Origin of the sequence: Paracoccus caeni (genome assembly GCF_016629665.1) — a bacterium.
In the GTDB taxonomy this organism is placed as follows: Bacteria; Pseudomonadota; Alphaproteobacteria; order Rhodobacterales; family Rhodobacteraceae; genus Paracoccus; species Paracoccus caeni.
Window position 1 is genome coordinate 952731 of the sequence record NZ_JAEPRQ010000001.1, and the last position, 22336, is coordinate 975066.

At 64.3% G+C, this 22336-nt stretch carries 19 protein-coding genes; 15 read left to right on the plus strand and 4 right to left on the minus strand.

Translation table 11 applies throughout. The features are described from left to right. Window positions 1–36 precede the first annotated feature (36 nt). From JJJ17_RS04545 to der, 13 genes are all read left to right on the plus strand, one after another. A complete protein-coding gene (locus tag JJJ17_RS04545) occupies window positions 37–576 on the plus strand; it encodes a DsbE family thiol:disulfide interchange protein (protein ID WP_200684087.1) in 540 nt (179 codons plus the stop codon). 71 nt (window positions 577–647) lie between these two features. Continuing rightward, window positions 648–2459: a gamma-glutamyltransferase gene (gene ggt, locus JJJ17_RS04550; protein ID WP_200684088.1), complete on the plus strand. Its 1812-nt coding sequence runs from the start codon at window positions 648–650 to the stop codon at window positions 2457–2459. Between the two features lie 178 nt (window positions 2460–2637). Next, window positions 2638–3165, plus strand: coding sequence for a glyoxalase superfamily protein (locus JJJ17_RS04555; RefSeq protein ID WP_325168762.1), 528 nt, complete (start codon window positions 2638–2640; stop codon window positions 3163–3165). A gap of 65 nt (window positions 3166–3230) precedes the next feature. Further along, window positions 3231–4013 carry an aminoglycoside adenylyltransferase family protein gene (locus JJJ17_RS04560; RefSeq protein WP_200684090.1) on the plus strand — a complete coding sequence of 261 codons (783 nt, stop codon included), beginning with the start codon at window positions 3231–3233 and terminating at the stop codon, window positions 4011–4013. A gap of 182 nt (window positions 4014–4195) precedes the next feature. After that, complete coding sequence (locus tag JJJ17_RS04565) at window positions 4196–5458, plus strand: sarcosine oxidase subunit beta family protein (protein ID WP_200684092.1); 1263 nt, start codon at window positions 4196–4198, stop codon at window positions 5456–5458. A gap of 90 nt (window positions 5459–5548) precedes the next feature. After that, window positions 5549–5791 carry a hypothetical protein gene (locus JJJ17_RS04570; RefSeq protein ID WP_200684094.1) on the plus strand — a complete coding sequence of 81 codons (243 nt, stop codon included), beginning with the start codon at window positions 5549–5551 and terminating at the stop codon, window positions 5789–5791. 442 nt (window positions 5792–6233) lie between these two features. After that, a complete protein-coding gene (locus JJJ17_RS04575) occupies window positions 6234–6569 on the plus strand; it encodes a sarcosine oxidase subunit delta (RefSeq protein ID WP_200684096.1) in 336 nt (111 codons plus the stop codon). Continuing rightward, window positions 6566–9496 carry a sarcosine oxidase subunit alpha family protein gene (locus JJJ17_RS04580; RefSeq protein ID WP_200684098.1) on the plus strand — a complete coding sequence of 977 codons (2931 nt, stop codon included), beginning with the start codon at window positions 6566–6568 and terminating at the stop codon, window positions 9494–9496. The genes JJJ17_RS04575 and JJJ17_RS04580 overlap by 4 nt, the downstream gene beginning before the upstream one ends. Next, window positions 9489–10007 (plus strand): sarcosine oxidase subunit gamma, encoded by a 519-nt coding sequence (locus tag JJJ17_RS04585; protein ID WP_200684100.1) that lies wholly within the window; start codon window positions 9489–9491, stop codon window positions 10005–10007. Before JJJ17_RS04580 ends, JJJ17_RS04585 begins: the two co-directional genes overlap by 8 nt. 196 nt (window positions 10008–10203) lie before the next feature. Next, window positions 10204–10803 carry a superoxide dismutase gene (locus JJJ17_RS04590; RefSeq protein ID WP_200684102.1) on the plus strand — a complete coding sequence of 200 codons (600 nt, stop codon included), beginning with the start codon at window positions 10204–10206 and terminating at the stop codon, window positions 10801–10803. Between the two features lie 141 nt (window positions 10804–10944). Continuing rightward, a complete protein-coding gene (locus JJJ17_RS04595; RefSeq protein ID WP_200684104.1) occupies window positions 10945–11613 on the plus strand; it encodes a tetratricopeptide repeat protein in 669 nt (222 codons plus the stop codon). Window positions 11614–11656: 43 nt separating this feature from the next. Then, the gene (locus JJJ17_RS04600) at window positions 11657–12982 is read left to right on the plus strand and encodes an outer membrane protein assembly factor BamB family protein (RefSeq protein ID WP_200684106.1); all 1326 of its coding nucleotides are present in this window, start codon (window positions 11657–11659) and stop codon (window positions 12980–12982) included. Next, a complete protein-coding gene (der, locus tag JJJ17_RS04605) occupies window positions 12979–14463 on the plus strand; it encodes a ribosome biogenesis GTPase Der (RefSeq protein ID WP_200684108.1) in 1485 nt (494 codons plus the stop codon). The genes JJJ17_RS04600 and der overlap by 4 nt, the downstream gene beginning before the upstream one ends. 18 nt (window positions 14464–14481) lie before the next feature. On the opposite strand, the gene JJJ17_RS04610 is transcribed toward der, so the two are convergent. Beyond that, window positions 14482–17688: a hypothetical protein gene (locus JJJ17_RS04610; RefSeq protein WP_200684109.1), complete on the minus strand. Its 3207-nt coding sequence runs from the start codon at window positions 17686–17688 to the stop codon at window positions 14482–14484. A gap of 213 nt (window positions 17689–17901) precedes the next feature. Between JJJ17_RS04610 and JJJ17_RS04615 the strand changes: the two genes are divergently transcribed. Then, the gene (locus tag JJJ17_RS04615; RefSeq protein WP_200684110.1) at window positions 17902–18855 is read left to right on the plus strand and encodes an SIMPL domain-containing protein; all 954 of its coding nucleotides are present in this window, start codon (window positions 17902–17904) and stop codon (window positions 18853–18855) included. 63 nt (window positions 18856–18918) lie between these two features. Here the strand turns inward: JJJ17_RS04615 and JJJ17_RS04620 are convergent, their stop codons facing one another. The 3 genes from JJJ17_RS04620 to JJJ17_RS04630 form a co-directional block, all read right to left on the minus strand. Further along, window positions 18919–20199 (minus strand): O-acetylhomoserine aminocarboxypropyltransferase/cysteine synthase family protein, encoded by a 1281-nt coding sequence (locus JJJ17_RS04620; protein WP_200684111.1) that lies wholly within the window; start codon window positions 20197–20199, stop codon window positions 18919–18921. Window positions 20200–20357: 158 nt separating this feature from the next. Then, window positions 20358–20804: a GNAT family N-acetyltransferase gene (locus JJJ17_RS04625; RefSeq protein ID WP_200684112.1), complete on the minus strand. Its 447-nt coding sequence runs from the start codon at window positions 20802–20804 to the stop codon at window positions 20358–20360. Between the two features lie 83 nt (window positions 20805–20887). After that, window positions 20888–21730: an AAA family ATPase gene (locus tag JJJ17_RS04630; protein WP_200684113.1), complete on the minus strand. Its 843-nt coding sequence runs from the start codon at window positions 21728–21730 to the stop codon at window positions 20888–20890. 172 nt (window positions 21731–21902) lie between these two features. On the opposite strand from JJJ17_RS04630, the gene dksA reads away from it, so the two are divergent. After that, window positions 21903–22325: an RNA polymerase-binding protein DksA gene (gene dksA / locus JJJ17_RS04635; RefSeq protein ID WP_154763233.1), complete on the plus strand. Its 423-nt coding sequence runs from the start codon at window positions 21903–21905 to the stop codon at window positions 22323–22325. Window positions 22326–22336: the final 11 nt, after the last annotated feature.

Here is a 22336-nt window from a genome sequence, read left to right on the forward strand (position 1 = left end):
ACTGCCCTATGCTTCTGCTTCGCCCGGAATATCCGCATGAAAGTTTCCCCCCTCGTCGCCCTTCCCCCGCTGATATTCGCAGGTCTTGCCGCCCTGTTCCTTTGGCGCTTGGACCACAACGATCCCAATGGTATCCCTTCGACCTTCGTCGGTCGCGACGCACCTGCCGTGCCTCAGACGACGCTGCCCGGCAAGCCGCAACTGACGGATGAAATGTTGCGGCAGCCGGGGGTCAAGCTGGTGAATTTCTGGGCAAGCTGGTGCCCGCCCTGCCGGGCAGAGCATCCGACGCTGAGCGAACTGTCCGAACGTCTGCCGGTCTATGGCATCGATCTGCGAGACCCCGAAGCGAATGCGCTGGCTTTCCTGAATGAGGACGGCGATCCCTTCGCGGCCATCGCCACCGATCCGCGCGGACGTGCGGCGATTGACTGGGGCGTCACTGCCCCGCCCGAAACCTTCATCATCGATGGCGAGGGCCGCGTGCTCTATCGCTTCGCCGGTCCGCTGATCCGCGCGGATTACACCGACCGCTTCCTGCCCGAACTGGAAAAGGCGCTTTCCGCCGAGCAATAGTTAACGCGGTTGCACCTCACGGTTGCGCGATCCAGACTGGACCCGTTCAACAGGGAATGGGGGAAGGTCCGATGACACGCAAAAGTCTTGTCTTGGCGCTGCTGATGGGCGGCGTCTGTTTTGGTCCCGCCACTGCACAACAGGCGACCGATGCCGTCGATCCCGAGGCCGCGACCGAGGCTGCCAGCGTCAATGCCTTTGGCGATCTTAGCGATGCCGCGAAACAGGCGATGCAGGCCAAGATCGATGGTCAGCCGGTCAGCGCGCCGAACTGGATGGTTGCAGCGGCGCATCCGCTGGCGGTCGAGGCCGGGGCCAAGGTGCTGGAGGCCGGGGGCAGCGCCGCCGATGCCATGGTCGCGGTGCAGGTCGTGCTTGGTCTGGTCGAGCCGCAAAGCTCGGGCCTTGGCGGCGGGGCGTTTCTGGTCTGGTATGACGCTGAAAGCGGCGAACTGACCACGCTTGATGCCCGCGAAACCGCCCCCATGCTGGCCCGCCCGGCAATGTTCCTGAACGATCAGGGTGAGCCGCTGGAATTCATGGATGCCGTGGTTGGCGGGCTGTCGGTTGGCACGCCGGGCACGCCCGCGCTGCTTGAAACTGCGCATCGCAAATGGGGCAAGCTGAACTGGTCGCGACTTTTCGATGACGGTATCCGGCTGGCCGAGGATGGCTTCACCGTCTCGCCCCGGCTTGCCGAACTGGTCGCGGGCGAGGGGGATGCGCTGGCCCGGTATCCCGCCACCACGGATTATTTCTTCCCCGGCGGCAATGCGGTGACGGCAGGCGCCTCGCTGCAAAATCCGGGCTATGCCCATACGCTGCGCACGCTTGCGACCGAGGGTGCCCAGGGCTTCTATACCGGCGAGATTGCCGAGGGGATCGTTGCCGCTGTGCGCGGGGCCGAGGGTAATCCGGGCCATCTCTCGATGGACGATCTGGCCGCTTACAAGGTGGTCGAGCGTCCCGCCGTCTGTGTCGAATACCGCGAACATGATGTGTGCGGCATGGGGCCCCCCTCATCTGGCGGGCTGACGGTCGGGCAGATTCTGGGGATGCTGGGGCAGTATGACCTTGCCTCGCTGGGCGCGGAAAGCCCGGAAAGCTGGCGGATGATCGCGGATGCCTCGCGCTTGGCCTTTGCCGACCGCGGGCGTTACATGGCCGATGACGACTTCGTGCCGATGCCGACCGAGGGGCTGATCGATCCCGCATATCTTGAGGAACGCGGCAAGCTGCTGGCCGGGGATGACAGCCTGCCCGAGGTCAGCGCCGGTTCGCCCGGCTGGTCGCATGCGATGCTGTGGGGGCAGGATTCGGCGCTAGAGCTGCCGTCCACCACGCATATCTCGATCGTTGATGCCGATGGCAATGCGCTGTCGATGACCACCACGATCGAGAACGGCTTTGGCTCGCGCGTGATGGCGCATGGCTTCCTGTTGAACAACGAACTGACCGACTTTTCGTTCGAGACGCATGACGCCGATGGTTATCCGATTGCCAATGCCATTGCGCCGGGCAAGCGGCCCCGGTCGTCTATGGCGCCCAGTATCGTGTTGAAGGATGACAAGCCGGTCTTGGTCATCGGCTCACCGGGGGGCAGCCGGATCATCGGCTATGTCGCCAAGGCGATCATCGGCTATCTCGATTGGGGGCTGGATGTGCAGCAGGCGGTGGCGCTGCCCAATATCGTGAACCGCTTTGGCCCGCTGGATGTCGAGGTCGGGACCAGCGCGACGGGCATGTCGCAGGCGCTGTCCGATATGGGCTTCGAGGTGGAAGAGACCGATCTGAACTCGGGCCTGCAGGGCATCGCGATCACGCCGGACGGGCTGGAAGGCGGGGCCGATCCGCGTCGCGAGGGGATCGCGCTTGGGGGCTGAGCCAGCTTGACAGAATGCGCCGCGCCGCACATTCCTTGCGGCAGGCATGTGCTGCCTGCCGCCCGCCCCCGTCTGGGGATGGTGAAAGCACCTGAGGATCGTCGATTTCTCTTTCCACCCGGCGAGGAACCGGAAACGCGGGCACCGTTCATAGATCGCTGGCTGAGGAGAGAAAGACGTGACCACGATCATTGAGGCCAAGCAAATGGCCAAGCGCCTGCGCACCGCGATGGCCGCGCGCGGTGTTGAAATGACCCATTCCGCGGCGCTGGAAGCGGTTGCCGCGCAGCTTGGGCATGCCGACTGGAACACCGCTGCCGCAAAGATGCCTGCGGGCGAGGGGATCGCCTTTCTGCGCGGCATTCCGGTCCTGCGCAGTTTTGACGAAAAGAAGGCGCGGGAATTCTATTGCGACTTTCTGGGCTTCGAGGTCCAGTTCGAGCATCGCTTCGCCCCTGATCTGCCGCTGTATCTCGAAGTCGAGCGGGCAGGGCTGAAGCTGCACCTGTCGGAACATCACGGCGATGCCAGTCCCGGCTCAACCGTGTTTGTCTGGATGACCGGGATCAGGGATTATCACGCCGAGCTTTTGGGCAAGCGCTACACCTATAACCGACCGGGGCTGGAAAAGGCGCCGTGGGGGGAAGAGATGCAGGTCAGCGATCCCTTTGGCAACCGGGTCCGGTTTTGTGAGGCAAGCGACTAGGTGTCGCTTTTTGCCTGAAGCCGACCGGACGAGGGGGACCTTTCCCTGAACGGAGACAAAACGCCATGCAGATGACACAACCGCAGAGCGACCAGATAGGGCAAGCGCTGACCGAACTCGGCGCGATTCTGGGTGATTCTGTGCAGGCGGTCTATCTGCATGGTTCTGCGGTGTCGGGCGGGCTTCGGCCTCATAGCGATATCGATCTTTTGGTCGTGACGGAAAGCACCCTGAAACAGCAACAGCGCGCCGAGCTTCTGGCCGCGCTGTTGCGCCTGTCCGCGACCTATCCTGCCATGCCAGATGGTCCGCGATGCCTTGAGGTGATGGTCTTCACACGATCCGATCTGTCACCGCCGGCTTTCCCGACGCGGGCCGATTTCGTCTATGGCGAATGGCTGCGGGATGAGTTTCTGGCCGGTGCGATCCCGATGCCTGCGGATGATCCTGAACATACGCTGCTGCTGGCGCAGGCGCGGCGCGAAGCGCGGGCGCTGGTCGGGCTGAATGCGGAAACGCTTCTGCCCCGGATACCTGTGAACCACATTCGGCGTGCGATGCGCGATCTTGTTCCCGCGTTGCTCAACGGGCTGGAAGGTGATGAGCGGAACGTCCTGCTGACGCTGGCAAGGATGTGGCACACGGCAGATACCGGGGCATTCGTGTCGAAGGATGCTGCTGCCGATTGGGCGATGCCTCGGCTGGATGCCGGGGATGCGCGGACATTGGACCGGGCAAGACGCGGCTATCTTGGCGAGTCGCTGGCCTCGCGTGACGATCACAACGGGTCGCCGCAGCAATTGGCGGGACTGCTGGCCCGGAAGGTCACCGCGCTGACGGAAGACTGACCCGACAAGACATTCGCGACAATCCTTATCGCGGCGGCAGAGCGTTCGGTGCCGTCTCACCCGGCAGATTCGACAGCCTGACCGGCGACATGTCGCAATTTGATTTGATTTGCCGCAAGGCGCATTGAGACATCGGCCTTGTCCCGGCATGTTGAGCGCGAGTTTTGCCTGGGGGTCCATCCATGTCGTCACCGCGCTCCGGCCGTTATTCGGTCTTTGCCATCGCCCGCGAAGCATTTCGCCAGCATCAGAACTGGCAGCGCGCCTGGGCCAATCCTACGCCGAAGGACCGCTATAAGGTCGTGATCGTCGGTGCGGGCGGGCATGGTCTGGCGACCGCCTATTACCTCGGTAAGAATTTCGGCATCACCGATGTCGCGGTGATCGAAAAGGGCTGGCTGGGTGGCGGCAACACAGGTCGGAATACGACCATCATCCGCTCGAACTACCTGCAAGACCCTTCGGCGGCGATCTACAACAAGGCGTTGCAGCTATATGAAACCCTGTCGCAGGATCTGAATTACAACGTCATGTTCAGCCCGCGCGGCCTGATCATGCTGGCGCAGACCGAACACGAAATCCGCGGCTACAAGCGCACCGCCTATGCCAACAACCTGCAAGGCGTGAAGACCGAATGGATTGAACCCAAGCGCGTCAAGGAACTGGTCCCGATCATCAATCTGGACGGTCCGCGCTATCCGGTTCTGGGCGGGCTCTATCAGGAACGCGGCGGCACCGCGCGGCATGACGCCGTGGCCTGGGGCTATGCCCGTGCCTGTTCCGACATGGGCATGCACATCATCCAGAACTGCGAAGTGCAGGGGATCGAGACCGAGGGCGGGCAGGTCCGTGCCGTCAACACCTCGAAAGGTCGGATCGGCTGCGAGAAAGTGGCGCTGGTCGTCGCCGGTCATTCCAGCCAGCTTGCCGATATGGCGGGCTTCCGCCTGCCGATCGAAAGCATCGCGCTGCAGGCGCTGGTCAGCGAGCCGATCAAGCCCTGTATGGATGTGGTGGTCATGGCCAACACCGTCCACGGCTACCTGTCGCAATCCGACAAGGGCGAAATGGTCATTGGTGGCGGCACCGACGGCTTCAACAACTTCACGCAGCGCGGTTCCTGGCACCATGTCGAGGAAACGGTGCGTGCACTGGTCGAAACCTTCCCGATGATCTCGCGGCTGAAGATGCTGCGGCAATGGGGCGGGATCGTGGACATGACCGGTGACCGCTCTCCCATCCTGTCCACCACGCCGGTCGGCGGCATTTTCGTCAACTGTGGCTGGGGCACGGGCGGGTTCAAGGCCATCCCCGGCTCTGGCTGGGCAATGGCTGAACTGATCGCCAAGGGCACGCCGGGACCGCTGGCCGCCGAATTCGGGCTGAACCGTTTCCGCGAGGGGCGCTTCATCGACGAATCCGTGGCCGCTGGCGTGGCGCACTAAGATGGACGCAATGATCCGCAAAAGTTTCGGAACCCTCGGGCGGCCGGAAACATTGGGTGGGCACGGAACCTTGAACCGAAAGGGACAATCATGGCCGAGCCTGCCAATAGCAATCGCCTTTACATCATCATCGGTGCCGTCGTCGTCGTCGTCGCCCTGCTGTTCTTCTTCATGTCTGGTGGAGATGACCCTGCAACCGATGCAACCACAACGCCTCCGGGCGAAACCACGACCGAGCCTGCACCCGCACCGGCTGACCCGGTCGATGGTGCCGTCGATGTCGAGCCTGCCGATCCGGCAGCCGCACCTGCGGAACCGGCACCGGCCAACTGATCTTGCAGCGCCCTATGGCGCAGCGGCAGGACAGGCGCAGGCAACAGCGTCTGTCCTGACCCGAAATGACAGCGCTGCGGTGGCATTTGCCCGCCGCGCGCCCTTTGCCGAAGGATCGCGCCATGTTGGGTGATCCGCGGCCCCTTCGTTCCCAACAGCACCGGACTGCCACCGTGGCAGTGCCGACAGACGGTCTGCGGCTCAGTGCCCCGTCGCGTCTGGCGCGCTGGCGCGAGGATCGCGATTTCCTGCGCGCGCGCATCTGTGATTTTCCTTCTGATCTCTCCGCGCCTGATGTCTTCTCCCCCCTCCTCAGACATCCGGTGCGGGGGGATGCCCCGATTGCGGGCGCATCCCCGGCAGATGGCGACAGCCGACGAAGCGCCCCCGCCGCGCCGCAATCGCCTGTTTTCCGATCCACCCTTGCCCGAAAGACGTCTCGATGCTGATCCTGACCTGTCCCTATTGCGGCGTCAAAGCCGAGGAAACCGAGCTTGCCCCCGGGGGCGAGGCGCATCTGAAACGGGTCGGCCCGGAGGGCGACGACCAGCAATTCGAGGGCTATCTGTTCGCCCGAAAGAACCCGAAAGGCGTTCATTTCGAACGCTGGCGGCATGCCTATGGCTGCGGCAAGTGGTTCCTTGCCGCGCGTGACACCAACACGTTGCAGGTCTTTGGCACCTACAAGGCGCAGACCCCTTACCCGACCGACGAGATCGTGGCCGAGATCCAGAAATCCCGTCCTGACTGGAAACCCGACTGGAGCGCCGCAGAATGAGCCGCACCGCACCTTTCCGCCTGGCCCAGGGTGGCCGACTGATTGACCGCGCCTTTCAGGTTCCGTTCCGCTTTGACGGACGCCATCTGCGCGGGTTGCAGGGCGACACGCTGGCATCGGCGCTTCTGGCCAATGGTCAGGCGATGATGGGCCGTTCGTTCAAATATCACCGCCCGCGCGGTGCCGTGGCCAGCGGGGCGGAAGAACCGAACGCGCTGTTCGGTCTTGGCCAAGGCGGCCGGTTCGAGCCGAACCAGCGCGCCACCACGACCTCGCTTCTGCCGGGCATGGTTCTGCGCAGCCAGAACTGCTGGCCGTCGCTGGATGCCGATATCGGCGCGATCAACAACTGGCTGTCGCCGATGCTTCCGGCGGGCTTTTACTACAAGACCTTCATCCATCCGCGCCCGTTCTGGAAACACGTTTTCGAGCCGATCATCCGCCGCAGCGCGGGCCTTGGCAAAGCGCCGACCGATGCCGATCCCGATCGCTACGAGCAGGCTTATGCCTTCGCCGATCTGGTGGTGGTGGGCGGCGGTGTCGCCGGGCTTGAGGCCGCACGCGATGCCGCAGCCGATGGCAAGCAAGTCATCGTGCTGGAACAAAACCCCGTCTGGGGTGGCCGCACACCGGTCGATCACGACGGCGGCGAGGCCGTTGTCGAGGCTTTGCTGACCGATCTGCGCAGCCGCAAGAACGTCACCCTTCGCCGCAACACCATGGCGACGGGGCTCTATGACCACGGCTACCTGATCGCCCGCGAAGCGCTGGCCGATCACGATCCCAATCAGGGCATCCCGCGTCAGCGCCTGTGGCGCATCCGGGCGGGCCATGTGATCACCGCGACCGGCGCTTTGGAGCGCCCGCTGTCCTTCGCCTGCAATGATGTGCCGGGGGTGATGCTGGCCTCTGCCGTGCGCGACTTCATCGTCAATTACGGTGTCGCGCCGGGCAAGCGCATCGTGGTCGTGACCAATAATGACGACGCCTACCGCACAGCGCTGATCGCGCAAAAGGCGGGGCTTGAGGTCGTGGCGGTCGTCGATGCCCGCCCGACTGCCGATGGCGAATTGCCGCAGGCCGTGCGTGCGCTGAATATCCCGGTCAAGACCGGCAGCGCGATCTATAAGGTCAAGGGTGGCCGCAATGTCGATGGCGTCGCTTTGTGCAAACAGGCGGGCGATCCGCATGTGACCGAGACGCTGGATTGCGATGTGGTCGCCATGTCCGGTGGCTGGTCGCCTGTGGTCCATCTGTGGAGCCATTGTGGCGGCAAACTGAACTGGGACGAGGCCGAGGCGATGTTCCGCCCGAACCCGGAACGCCCGCCTTTGGGCGCGGACGGGCAGGGCAACGTCACCGCAGTCGGCGCCGCCAATGGCGATCTGCGCGCGGCGGGTGATCTGGAAAGCCGCGAACAGCCGACTATGCCGGTCTGGGTCATGCCGCAGAACGCCAGCTACAAGCAGCGCTCGAAAATGTGGCTGGATTATCAGAACGATGTGAAGGTCAGCGATGTCGAACTGGCCGCCCGCGAAGGCTATGCCAGCGTCGAACATACCAAGCGTTACACCACGCTGGGCATGGCGACCGATCAGGGTAAGGTTAGCAATATCAACGGTCTGGCAATCCTGTCGAAATCGCTGAACCAGCCGATCCCGGCGACGGGCACCACCACCTTCCGCCCGCCCTACACGCCGCTGACCCTTGCCACCATCGCCGCCGATGCGCGTGGCGATGCCTTCCAGCCGCTGCGCAAGACGCCGATGCATACCTGGCACGAAAAGAACGGCGTCTCGTGGGAGCCGGTCGGCCACTGGCGCCGCGCCTATTGCTATCCGCAGGCGGGCGAGGATCGCCATGCCGCCGTCAACCGCGAAATCCTTGCGGTCAGGCGCGGTGTCGGGACGCTGGATGCCTCGACCCTTGGCAAGATCGTGGTGAAGGGGCCGGATGCGGGCAAGTTCCTCGACATGCTCTACACCAACGTCATGTCGTCACTGCCGGTCGGGAAATGCCGCTATGGCCTGATGTGCAGCGAGAACGGCTTCTTGATGGATGACGGCGTCGTCGTGCGCCTGACCGAGGATAGCTGGCTGTGCCACACCACCACCGGCGGGGCAGAGCGTATCCACGGCCATATGGAAGACTGGCTGCAATGCGAATGGTGGGACTGGAAGGTCTATACCGCCAACCTGACCGAACAATATGCCCAGATCGCCGTTGCCGGCCCGAAAGCGCGCGACCTGATCCAGAAGATCGGCACCGATATCGACCTGTCGCAAGAGGCTTTGCCGTTCATGGCATGGGCCGAAGGCACGATCGCAGGCGTCACCGCCCGCATCTTCCGCATCAGCTTCTCGGGCGAACTCAGCTACGAGATCGCGGTGCCCGCCAATCGCGGTCTCGAGATCTGGGAAAAGCTGCACGAGGCCGGGCGCGAATTCGGCATTACCCCTTACGGCACCGAGGCCATGCACGTCATGCGCGCCGAAAAGGGCTATATCATGATCGGGGATGAAACCGACGGCACCATCATCCCGCAGGATTTGGGGCTGGGCTGGGCGATCTCGAAGAAGAAGGCCGACTATCTGGGCAAGCGGGCACAGTCGCGCAGCCACATGACCGACAAGTCGCGCTGGCAACTGGTCGGCCTCGAAAGCCTTGACGGTCGGGTGATCCCCGATGGCGCGCTGGCAATCGATCAGGGCACCAATGCCAACGGCCAGAAGAAGACCCAAGGGCGGGTCACGTCCAGCTATTACTCGCCGACGCTGGACCGTCCGATTGCGATGGCGCTGGTCCGCCACGGCCCCGACCGCATGGGTCAGGAGCTGGAATTCCCGATGCCTTCGGGGGAAGTGCTGAAGGCGCGCATTACCGACCCGGTATTCTACGACAAGGAAGGGAGCCGCCTGAATGGCTGACGCACTCGCCACCATTACCCGCGTCGAGGGGCTGGGCATGATCGCGCTGCGCGCCGATCTTGCCCGCGCCGGAGACGCCATCGCCGAAGCAACCGGCCTTGCGCTGCCTGCGGCGACCAGCATCACCACGGATGGCAGCCGCAGCCTTGGCTGGATGTCGCCCGACGAATTGCTGCTGATCCTGCCCGGCGCTGAACTGGCCGAGGCGCAGCAAGCGCTGAATCAGGCGCTGACGGGCGAACATGCCCTGATCGCCGATGTCTCGGATGCCCGCGCCGTTTTCGACCTGGTAGGCGCGCATGCCGCCGACGCATTGGCGAAGCTGGCTCCGGTCGATTTCGCGGCCCTTCCCGCCGATGGCCTGCGCCGGACCCGTGCCGCGCAGACGGCTGCGGCGATCTGGCGCATCGATGGCGGCTACCGCGTCATCGGCTTCCGCTCGACCGGGGACTATTTGGCGACGGTGCTGAACAACGCGGCGCTGGCCGGAACCACATTGGCTGCACGCTAAAACCAGCCTCTGCATTGGTCCCCAAAATATCCACGGGGGTGAATTGGCCAGGGGCCAAGAGGGGGCGGTAAGCCCCCTTTTCCTTTGCGTCACAGGCGATCCGCCGGAACTGCCTTTGGCCCCCTTGCGTTGTCCCGATGAATGCGGGACTGTGCGCCCCGAGATCATCTGACCCCCCTTCAGAAAGGACAGGACAATGGCTTTCACGCTTCCCGATCTTCCCTACGCCCATGATGCGCTGGCAGAAGGTGGCATGTCCAAGGAAACGCTGGAATACCACCACGACAAGCACCACAAGGCCTATGTCGACAAGCTGAACGAGCTGGTCGCCGGCACCGAGTGGGAAGGCAAGTCGCTGGAGGATATCGTCAAGGGCACCTACCAAAAGGGCGCGGTTGCACAGAACGGCATCTTCAACAATGCCAGCCAGCACTGGAACCACAGCCAGTTCTGGGAAATGATGGCCCCGAAATCGGGCGCGATCCCGGGCGAGCTGGAAAAGGCGATCACGGAATCGCTGGGCTCGGTTGACGACTTCAAGAAGAAATTCTCGGAAGCCGGTGTCGGTCAGTTCGGCTCGGGCTGGGCGTGGCTGGTGAAAAACGCCGATGGCTCGCTGGAAGTGACCAAGACCGAGAACGGGGTCAACCCGCTCTGCTTCGGCCAGACCGCGCTGTTGGGTGTCGATGTGTGGGAGCACAGCTATTACATCGACTTCCGCAATGCCCGCCCGAAATATCTGGAAAACTTCCTGAACAATCTGGTGAACTGGGAAAACGTCGCCTCGCGGCTCTAAGCCCGCCTGGCAACGATCAAGACCCGCCGCGTATCGACGCGGCGGGTTTTTTCATGTGCCGCGCAGGAATTGCGCGGCATTGGCAAATCCACCCTGTCCGGTATATGAACCGAGGCCAAGTAATCTCTGCGGAAGGCGCCGATGGCCAATCAGAACGACAACTTCATCGACGAGGTCTTTGACGACCTGCGGCGCGAGCGTCTTTATCGCCTGTTTCGCCGGTGGGGATGGGTTGCGATCGCCGCGATCGTGGTCATCGTCGCGGGCGTAAGCTGGCGCGAATACAGTCAGATCAGGGCTCAGGCGGATTCGCGGGCCTGGGGCGATGCGGTCCTTGCCGCCGAGGCGACCGGCAATCCCGCCGCGATCACCGAGGTCGATCCGAACGGCGTGCAGAACCGCCGCATTCTGGGAGCGATGCTGGCCGCGTCCGATTGGGCCGAGAAGGGCGATACCGCTGCCGCGGTCGAGGCGTTGCAGGGCGCGGCATCCGATGCCGCCGCCGATCCGCTGCTGCGCGAACTGGCGCAACTGAAGCTGGTGATGCTGCAGGGCGCGGCGATGGACGCCTCGGAACGCGACCGCATCCTGTCGAACCTGTCGCGCGCCGGGGCACCCTTTGAACTGCTGGCGCTGGAGCAGAAATCCATCGCCCTGATCGAGGCGGGCCGCAAGGATGACGCAATCATGCTGATCCGGCAGATCCAGCAAAAGGATGGCGTCAGCGAAGCCTTGCGTCGCCGCCTGTCCGAGATGATGATCGCCCTGGGCGCCGAGCCTGAAATGACCGAAAGCGTTCCCGCAGGCTAAGTTGCCGGGCGCTTCGATAACAAGACGAGGGAGAGCGGCAAGCATGACCGTCACGCTGCGACTGACCATGGTAGTTTCGACCGCGCTGGCGCTGGCAGCCTGTGGCGATCGGGAAGTCATTCTGCCCGGAGAACGGCTTGATCCGCTGGCGGTGACCTCACCCGACGGACCAGCCGTCGAAGGCCCCGCAGGCGTCAGTTCGACCGCCTTGTCTCTGGCTGCGCCACAGGCCAATGCCGAATGGACGCATCGGGCAGGCAATGCCGCGCATCAGCCGGGCCATGTCGCACTTGGCGCTGGCACCAACCGGATCTGGACCGCCAATATCGGGCAGGGCAATGGCAAGCGCCACCGCATTAGCGCCGATCCCGTGGTCGGCGGCGGCCTGATCTTTACCATGGACAGCCGCGCGCGCGTCACCGCAACCTCGCCGAATGGCGGCACCGCATGGGCCTCGGACGTGACCCCGCCGCTGGAGCGGACCGACAGCGCCTCGGGCGGCGGTCTGGCTTATGAGGGCGGTCGCGTCTATGTCACCACCGGCTTTGGCGAGCTTGTCGCGCTGGATGCACGCTCGGGCGGGATCCTGTGGCGGCAGCGGGTAGCGGCGCCGATCAGCGGTGCGCCTGCGGTGCAGAACGGCGTCGTCTATGTGACCGCGCGCAACAATATCGGCTGGGCGGTTCGCGCCTCGGACGGCAAGGTGATGTGGCAGACCTCGGGCAATCCGTCGCCTGCCGGGGTGATGGGGGTCTCGGTTCCTGCGGTTCAGGGGAATACCGTCGTCTTTGCCTTCTCTTCGGGCGAGCTTCTGGCCGCAAACACATCTGACGGAATGACCAACTGGACCGCGCAGATCGCGGGCACCCGTCCGGGCCGCGCCTATACCGTGATCCGTGATGTCACCGGCGATCCGGTCATCTCGGGCGGGCTGGTCTATGGCGGCACCTCTTCCGGCCGGATCAACGCAGTCGAGCTTGAATCGGGGATCGAGCGCTGGTCCTCGCGCGACGGGGCGAACAGCCCGACGGTCGTTGCCGGTGGCTCGGTCTTCGCGGTCAATGATCAGGCAGAGCTGATCCGTCTGGACGCCGCAACCGGCGGTGTCATCTGGCGGGTCGCGCTGCCCTATTACACCGATGCAAAGGTCCGCCGTCAGGACAGCATCTATGCAAGCTTCGGCCCGGTTCTGGCCGGTGGCCGCCTGTTCGTCGCCTCGTCGGATGGCGTGCTGCGGGTCTTTGACCCCGCGTCGGGTCAGCTTGTCGGTCAGGCGCAAATCCCCGGCGGCGCTGCCGCTGCCCCCGCCGTTGCCGGTCAGACGCTTTATGTCGTCTCGCGCAGCGGCCAGTTGCACGCCTTCCGATGAGCTTTACCCTCGCCATTGTGGGCCGACCCAATGTCGGCAAATCGACCCTGTTCAACCGGCTGGTCGGCAAGAAACTGGCGTTGGTCGATGACCAGCCCGGCGTCACCCGCGACCTGCGCGAAGGCGCGGGCCGTCTGGGCGATCTGCGCTTCGTGGTGATCGACAGCGCCGGTCTGGAAATCGCCGAGGATGACAGCCTGCAAGGCCGCATGCGCCGCCTGACCGAACGCGCCGTGGACGAGGCCGATATCTGCCTGTTCGTCATCGATGCCCGCGTTGGCGTGACCGCTGCCGACGAATATTTCGCCGACATCCTACGCAAGCGTGCCAAGCACGTCATCGTCGCCGCCAACAAGGCCGAGGGTCGGGCTGGCGAATCCGGCGCGATCGAGGCTTATGGCCTTGGCCTTGGCGAGCCGCTGCGCATCTCTGCCGAACATGGCGAGGGGATGGACGATCTTTACCGGGTGCTGATGCCCTTGGCCGATGAGGTCGAGGCTGAACGCCCCGCGCCCATCGCCGCCGAAACCGATGTGGATATCAGCGAGGAAGACGCCGAATCGGGGCAGGGTGCCGAGGAATGGCGTCCCTCTGCCGCGCGTCCGTTGCAACTTGCGGTGATCGGTCGCCCGAATGCGGGCAAATCGACGCTGATCAACAAGATCATTGGCGAAGACCGCCTGCTGACCGGTCCGGAAGCCGGGATCACCCGCGATTCAATCAGCGTCAGCACCGAATTCATGGGCACGCCCATGCGGATTTTCGACACGGCGGGCATGCGCAAACGCGCCAAGGTCACCGACAAGGTCGAGAAGCTGTCGGTCGCCGATGGCCTGCGCGCCGTCCGCTTTGCCGAAGTGGTGGTGGTGCTTCTGGACGTGGCGATCCCGTTCGAGCAGCAGGATCTGCGCATCGCCGATTTCGCCGAGACCGAAGGCCGTGCCGTCGTCGTCGCCGCCAATAAATGGGATCTGGAAGACGACAAGCCCGAGAAGCTGAAAGAACTGCGCGAGGCGTTCGAGCGTCTTTTGCCGCAGTTGAAGGGCGCGCCGCTGATCACCTGTTCGGCCCGCACCGGCAAGGGTCTGGACCGGCTGCATGCGGCGGTGATGAAGGCGCATGAGGTCTGGAACCGCCGCGTCTCGACCGCGCGCCTGAACCGCTGGCTGGAGGCGATGACCGAAAGCCACCCGCCCCCCGCTCCGGGCGGTCGCCGGATCCGGCTGCGCTATATGACTCAGGTGAAGACCCGGCCACCGGCGTTTATCGTCAAGGCGACCCATACCGACAAGCTGCCTGATAGCTATCAGCGCTATCTGGTCAACGGCCTGCGGCAGGATTTCGACATGCCCGGCACGCCGATCCGTCTGTTCTTCCGCGATCAGGGGGGGGACAACCCCTATAAGAGCAAGGCGAACAAGATCAACCAATCGGGCGCGCTGTCGAAGCACAAGAACCGTCAGAAGCCGAAAGGTAGCTGAGGGTTTAGGCGGCGGGCGTCAACGCCCGCCCAATACCGACAATTGCTGCGACTGACCGCCGCGAACATAGGTGATCCGGCTGTCGCCGATCTCGGAAATCGTGCCGCCATTGATCTTGTCGCCGATCCTCAGCGTCAGCACACGTCCATTCGACAGGCGAACCAGCGCACGGCTGGCGCGACCGGCACCGATCGTGCCGATGATCTGGGTGCGGTTGATCTGAATGCCACCTTTAACCGTCGCGGCGTTGCCTGCCGTGGTCGGCGTGCGACCGTCGGGGATGTCGGCTGCGGCGACGTCGGGCTCGTTCTCGGCTTCCGGTGGGGTGTAGGTCTGACGCTGTTGCGCGGCGGCGCGGGCCTCGGCCTCGGCCTGGGCGCGGGCGCGGGCTTCGGCCTGTGCGCGGGCCTGCGCTTCGGCCGCGGCATCGGCGCTGGCGCGCTGGCGGGCACGCTCTTCGGCCTGACGCTGCAACTCGTCATCCGCGCGGCGTTGTTCGGCGATTGCGGCGGCTTCGTCCTGCGGCAGCGCCGTCGGCGTGGGGGCCGAGGTTGCGGCAAGAGCAAGCGTATTGGTGGCAAGCCCGGCGGCGCGGCGCGGCGGAATGGCGGAAGATGTCAGCGAGGTCAGCGCCACGGCTCCGGGCTGCGCGGGTGAGCTGGCCACTGCCGAGGCGATTGCGTTCTCGACCGCGTCACGCGAGAGGCTGGCATTGCCCGCCGCGCTGACCTGACGGGTGCCGGGACGGGCCGAGGGGCGCGCGGATTGGGCCAGCCGGGCGGTGCCCGAGGGCGCAGCGGCAGGGGCGGCGGGTTCCGCCTGAGCGCGGGTGGCGGGACGTTCGCTTTCGGTCATGGCCGAGGCGACGGCGTCACGGACCGCATTTTCGGAAACCGAATTCACCGCAACCGGGCGGCGCTGCGGACGGGCGTCGGCAAGGCGGATGACAGCGCCCCTTTCGGCGGCAGAAAGGCCGGAATTTCCGGCCTGTGCTGTGCGCAGATCGCGCAAAAGATTTTCGAGGAATAACCGCTCATCAGCGGTTAATCTGGTTGGCTCTTCCGGTTCTAACCGGCTGCCTTCCTCAAGAAAGGTCTGCCGGTCGGGCCGCGATGGCGGCCTTGCCGATGGTGTTCCGGGCGAGGTGGCCGCAGGCGCTGCGGCAGGCGCTGGCGTCGGTGCGGCGGCGGCTGGCGTCACTGCCGGAGCCGCGGCGCGGGACAGACCTGCCGGGCGGGTTTGCGGGCGGTTGCCCGAGACGCGCGGCTGTTGCGGCTCGGTCCGTTGCGCATAGGGCTGCGGATTGGCGGGCACGACGGGCTGCGCATCGCTGCGCGCCGGGGCCTGCGTGCGCGTCGGTGCGGCGCGGGGGCGGGCCGAGCTTGCCAGTCGCGGCTGCTGCGCGGTCGGGGCCGCTTGCGTCGGGCGCGGTTGCTGGGCCGGGCTGGTCTGCGCAGTGCCGGTGCTGCGCGGCGCCGACGCGGCTGCCGTTTGGGGTTGGGTAGCGGTCGGCGCGGTCGCCAGATCGCCCGCCATAGTCGCGGCGCTGACGGTATTCGCGGCGGCGGCTTCGGCGGCGGCCCGAGCCTGTGCTTCGGCACGCTGTGCATCGCGGGTGGCCAACGCTTCGGTCAGCGCGCGGCTGAGCGTGTCATTGCCAACCGGGCTTGGGCTAGGCGCGGGGACCGGGACAGCGGTGGTGGGTTCTGCCGCTGCTGCCTGCTGCTCTTGTTGCTGCGGGCGCGGGCGCGGGGCGACCGGCGTGATGCCCGTCTGCGTGGCGGCGGCGGTCGCGGCTTCGACCGGCGCTTCCACGGGGGCCTCGGCCAGCGATCCGGTCTCGGCGGGTGCTGCGTTCGGCACGGTTTCATCGGGCAACGCGGTTGCGGTGACCGGGTTTTCTTCGGGCGCGGTCGTCGCGGGTGCAGGCTCTGCTGCGGCGACTTCGGGCTCGGCGGTGACGGGCGCGACCTCTTCGACCGGGGCGGTTGCGGGGGGCGTCTCGGTCGAGGCTACTTGCGGATCGTTGCTGCCGCCGCCGAAGAAGGTCAGCACCAGCAGAACGGCAATCGCCAGCCCGCCGATCATCGTCATCAGCCGACCGGGCCGGTAGCTGCCGATGCGGGACGCAAGCGATGCCGCCGCAATTTCTTCCGGCGCGGCTTCGGCTGCGCGTTTCGTCCGCGCCTCGGTTGCGCGGGCATGAACGGCCTGCGCGCGGGGCGAAAGGTTCTTCACGGCGGGCGCCTTGCCCTGACCGTGCCGGATGACGCCGCCCAATCGGGCAGCTTCGGCAGCCTGAGCGGCTTTTGCCTCGGCTTCGGTAATCTCGTCGGCAGTCACCGCCTCTGCCTGCTGCGGTTCCGTCACGGCTTCCTCGACCACCTCGGCGGCGATGACCATCGTTGCGGCAGCTTCGGGCTGGACCGGCGCGACCTCGACATGGTGCGGGGTAATGCGCGAGATGACCGGCCCGGCGGGCTGATCCTCTACTTGCGCCACTTCGGCAACAGCAGCGACAACCTCAACCGGCTCCGGTGCGGCTTCATCGGGGACGATTTCGCTGACCAGTTCCTCAACCGGAACGATTTCCTGCGCGGGTTCTTCGGGGGCCGTCTCGGTTGCAGCGACCGGGGCAGGCACGTCGATATCCGCGATTACCGGATCGGTGATGCGGGCCTGGCTCAGATCGGGTTCGCTGAAGGGCGAACGGTTCGACTGATCCTCGGCCAGACGGCTGGGACCGAAATCGGGATCGCCAAGGAAGCGGTCATCGCCGGGACGGGCGCTGAAACCGGAAGGCTGGAACCCCTGAGCGCGGGCAAATTCTTCGGCCTCTTCCAGCGTGCGTCGGGCGACTGCGGCGATCCGCAGCGACTCGATGTCGCCATTGTCCGAAGGGCACCAGTCAAACGCCAGATCGCTTGCCGCATAGGGCGTCATCCCCTCCAGCGCGCGGGAAATGACCGTGGCGGTATCCGAACCGACCGGCACCGTCAGCCGGGTATAAAGGATCTGATCGTCCGGGATCACCAGCACGGTGTCCGGGGTGCCCTCGGTTCCGCCCGCTTCATCGCGCAACGCATGCAGCTTGGCCGCCAGTTCGCGACCCGCAAAGAAGGCGCGGCCCAGCGGGCGCCAGTCGCGACCCTCGCGTTGTTCAAGCAACACGGCTTCGTGAGTGAAGCTCATGGCGAATTCGGGCGGCGCGGCGTGTTTGTTCATATGACCTGTTCACTGCTCGATGCTATCGCGTATCCCATTGTCAGCCTCGGGTCGCGATTTGGTTGGTTTGCACCAGATTTACCGCAAATTATAGTGTGTGAAAAGTAAATCCCGCGCAGATATGGCGTATCTGTGAACAAAACGTGTGAACGAAACGGTGTGATTTTGCGTTAACTGCAACTTCAAGGATTCCTGCACGACGAGGACAGACCAATGACAAACCTTTCCCGGATGATCGGCCGCAGCGCGCTGACCATATCGACTGCGCTGGCGATTGGCGCAGCTATGCCCGCATTTGCGGCCCCCGGAGCTGATGGCGGCAAGAGCTGTCATCCCATGGCGGGGCGCGGCGGCATGACCAGCCTGACCGTTACCGGCGAGGGCGAGGCGCGGATCGCGCCCGACATGGCCAGCATTCAACTTGGCGTGACCACACAGGCCGAAGGCGCGGCCGAGGCGATGAGCCAGAACTCGACCCGTCAAAGCGCGGTGATCGAGGCGCTTGGCAATGCCGGGATCGAGGACAAGGACATCCAGACCTCAGGTCTGAACCTCAGCCCGGTGATGGATTATGGCGATGGTCGCGCGCCGACCGTCACCGGCTATCAGGCCAGCAACATGGTTTCGATCCGCGTCCGCGAGGTTGAGAAGCTGGGCGAGGTTCTGGACGCCATCGTCGGTGCCGGCGCGAATGAGATCAACGGGATCAACTTCATGCGCGAAGATGGCTCGGACGCCGAGGACGATGCCCGCCGCGCCGCAGTCGAGGATGCGCGCCACAAGGCAGAAGTGCTGGCCGAGGCGGCGGGTCTGTCGCTTGGGCCGATCCTTCTGCTGCGCGACACGCCCAGCCCCGAAGGACCGCAGCCGATGATGATGCGCGCGCAGGCGGCTGCCGATGCGGGCGGGGTTCCGATCGCCGCTGGAGAGCTGTCGATGACGGCGCAGGTCGAAATGGAATTCGCCATGGTCGGTGACGGAGCCTGCGTGCCGATGCGCGGTCATGGCAAACCCCATGGCGGGCCTGATGCGCAGCCGCCTGCGGGTGATCTGCCTCCGCCCGAAGGAATCGATCAGGGCGCACCCGCGCCGGGCGAGGCCGTGGTGCCGCTGGGCGAAAATCCGGATGGTGTGGCACCGGCGACGGATGGAGAAAGCTCGAACTGATCACTTCAGGCTATTGACAGAAAAAAGAAAGGGGCCGTTCGGCCCCTTTCCTCTATTCGCGGGTCAGGCGGTAGCTTTTGCCAGTGCCTGATCCAGATCGGCGATCAGGTCGCCCACATCTTCGATCCCGATTGACAGTCGAACGACCTCGGGCGCGGCACCTGCGGCGCGTTGCTGTTCCTCGGTCAACTGCCGGTGCGTGGTCGAGGCCGAATGGATCACCAGTGACCGGGCATCACCCAGATTGGCGACATGGCTGAACAGGTCCAATGCATCGACCAGCTTCACCGCAGCCTCATACCCGCCCTTGACGGAAAAGGTGAACAGCGCCCCGGCACCCTTCGGATAAAGCCGCTTCGCCGTCGCGTTCCAGGGTGACGAGGCCAACCCGGCATAGGTCACGCTGGTCACACGCGGATCGTTCTCCAGCCATTCGGCGACCTTCTGCGCGTTTTCGACATGGCGGGGCATGCGCAGGCCAAGGGTCTCGATCCCCATCAGCGTGTAATGGGCGCCCTGCGGGTTCATGGTCATGCCCAGATCGCGAAGTCCGACGGCAATCGAATGGAAGGTAAAGGCCGCCGGGCCGAATGTCTCGTGGAAGGTCAGCCCGTGATAAGCAGGCTCGGGCTGCGACAGGCTGGGGAATTTGTCATTGGCCGACCAGTCGAATTTGCCGCTATCGACCACCACCCCGCCGGTCACCGTGCCGTTGCCGGTCATGTATTTGGTCAGGCTGTGGACAACCAGCGTCGCACCCTGTTCGATGGGGCGGCAAAGATAGGGCGTCGCCAGTGTGTTATCGATGATCAGCGGTATTCCAGCCGCATCGGCGATGGCGGCAATGGCAGGGATGTCGGTCACATAGCCGCCCGGATTGCTGATCGATTCCGCAAAGATCGCCCGCGTGTCATCATCGATCGCGGCCTTCACCGCCTCGGGATCGTCCAGATCGACGAATTTTGCCGACCAGCCGAAGCGCTTGATCGTCTGCCCAAACTGGGTGACGGTTCCGCCATAAAGCCTTGTCGAGGCGACGATATTCTTTCCCGGACCCATCAGCGGAAACAGCGCCATGATCTGCGCCGCATGCCCGGACGAGCAGCAGACCGCACCCGCGCCACCTTCCAGCGCCGCAACCTTGGTTTGCAGCGCCGCGACCGTCGGGTTGGTCAGGCGCGAATAGATATAGCCGACCTCTTGCAGGTTGAACAATTTGGCGGCGTGATCGGCATCGCGGAAGGCATAGGCGGTGGTCTGATAGATCGGCACCTGCCGCGCGCCGGTCGCAGGATCGGCATCGCTGCCCGCATGAATGGCGGTGGTATCAAAGCCTTGGGTCATCTCGGATATCCTTCTCCTCGTTCGCGCGAAGATTAGGAGCGTCGGATGACATACCGCAACGTCAAATTCCCACGGTCGGACAGAAACGGCCCATCGAAACAGGATCACGCGCAAGCAAAATCTTCTCTTCACAGGCGCTTGCCGGGATTCTCTCGATTCTATGCGGGCCGGTTATAGCGGATGAATGGGGTCCGTGTGCCGACCCGGTCATACAGCATCCGGCCCGCATAGTTGAATTCCTGCGTCAGCCAATAGACGCTTGGCGCGCCTTCGGCATCGGCGGCGGCATAGACGGCCTCGATCAGCGCGCGTCCGACACCGCGCCCGCGCGCCTCGTCCGAGGTGAACAGATCCTGCAGATAGCAGACGCCCTCGGGCCGCCACATATGCGGATGAAAGACGTAATGCGTCAGCCCCAGCAATTGCCCGTCGGCCTCTGCCACCAGCCCGTGAAAATCACCCGGCTTGCGATCAATCAACCGCTCGAATGCCTGATCGAAGAAGGCTTGCGGCAGGTCGGGCCGCTCGTAGAAAAGGTGATAACCCTCATAAAGCCGCTGCCACCCGGCTTTGTCCTCTGTGCGCACCGCCCGAACCTCAACCATCCCGTTACCTCAGCTTTGCATTGGTCGATAAATATCCCGGGGAGTCGCGCCCGCGCGACGGGGCAGCGCCCCAAGCCCCGATTTCAACGCCCCTGACGCTTCGCCATGAAGGCCAGTTTTTCGAACAACGCCACGTCCTGTTCGTTCTTCAGCAGCGCGCCATGCAGCCGCGGCAAAATCTCGGACGGAGACCGCTTCAGGTCCGCGGGCGAGATGTCCTCGGCAAGGATCAGCTTCAGCCAGTCAAGCAACTCACTGGTCGAGGGCTTCTTCTTCAGCCCCGGCGCTTCGCGGATATCGAAGAACTGCGACAGGGCCTCTTCCAGCAAAGCGGGCTTCAGGCCGGGGTAATGAACCTCGACGATCCGCTTCAGCGTTTCGGCATCCGGAAAGCGGATATAATGAAAGAAACACCGCCGCAGAAACGCATCCGGCAGCTCTTTTTCGTTGTTCGAGGTGATGATGACCACCGGTCGGTGCCGGGCGCGGATGGTCTCGCCGGTCTCGTAAACGTGAAACTCCATCCTATCCAGTTCTTGAAGCAGATCGTTCGGAAACTCGATATCGGCCTTGTCGATCTCGTCAATCAGCACCACCACCTTGCCCGGCGCGGTGAAGGCCTGCCATAGCTTCCCCTTGCGGATGTAGTTCGCGACATCATGCACCCGCTGATCGCCCAACTGGCTGTCCCGCAGCCTGCTGACGGCGTCATATTCATAAAGACCCTGCTGCGCCTTGGTGGTTGATTTCACATGCCATTCCAGTATCGGCAGCCCAAGGCTTGCCGCTACCTGCCGGGCCAGCTCGGTCTTGCCCGTCCCCGGCTCGCCCTTGACCAGCAACGGCCGCTCAAGCGTGACGGCGGCATTGACCGCAATGGCAAGCTCGGGCGGGGCGACATAGCTGTCGGTGCCTGTGAATTGCATGTGATTTCTCCTTATGCGGGAAATTCTTGCGTCACGATACCGTCAGACGAGAGGCAACGCATTCCTGCGAACAAATACCGAGCTTTCCGCTAGTGACAAGCAAGACGCCATACTTTAAGGGGGCGCGCAAGGTGATGGTTAAGCACACCCGCCGTCGCCCCCGGAGAGACGCATGAAAGCCCAGACATTCTTGCCACAGGATTACCGTCCCGCCGAAGATGAACCGTTCATGAATGATCGGCAGCTCGAATATTTTCGCAGAAAATTGGAAGCGTGGAAGCAGGAACTGCTAGAACAGTCCGCCGAGACGTTGGAAGGACTTCAGGACAGCGCACGCAGCGTTCCCGATCTGGCCGACCGCGCCAGTGAAGAAACCGACCGCGCGCTGGAACTGCGCACCCGTGACCGTCAGCGCAAGCTGGTCAGCAAGATCGACGCAGCACTGCGCCGGATCGAAACTGGCGAATACGGTTACTGCGAAATGACGGGCGAGCCGATCAGCCTGAAACGGTTGGACGCGCGCCCGATCGCGACGATGACGCTCGAAGCGCAGGAGCGTCATGAGCGGCGCGAGCGGGTCCATCGCGACGACTAAGGAATCGGCCC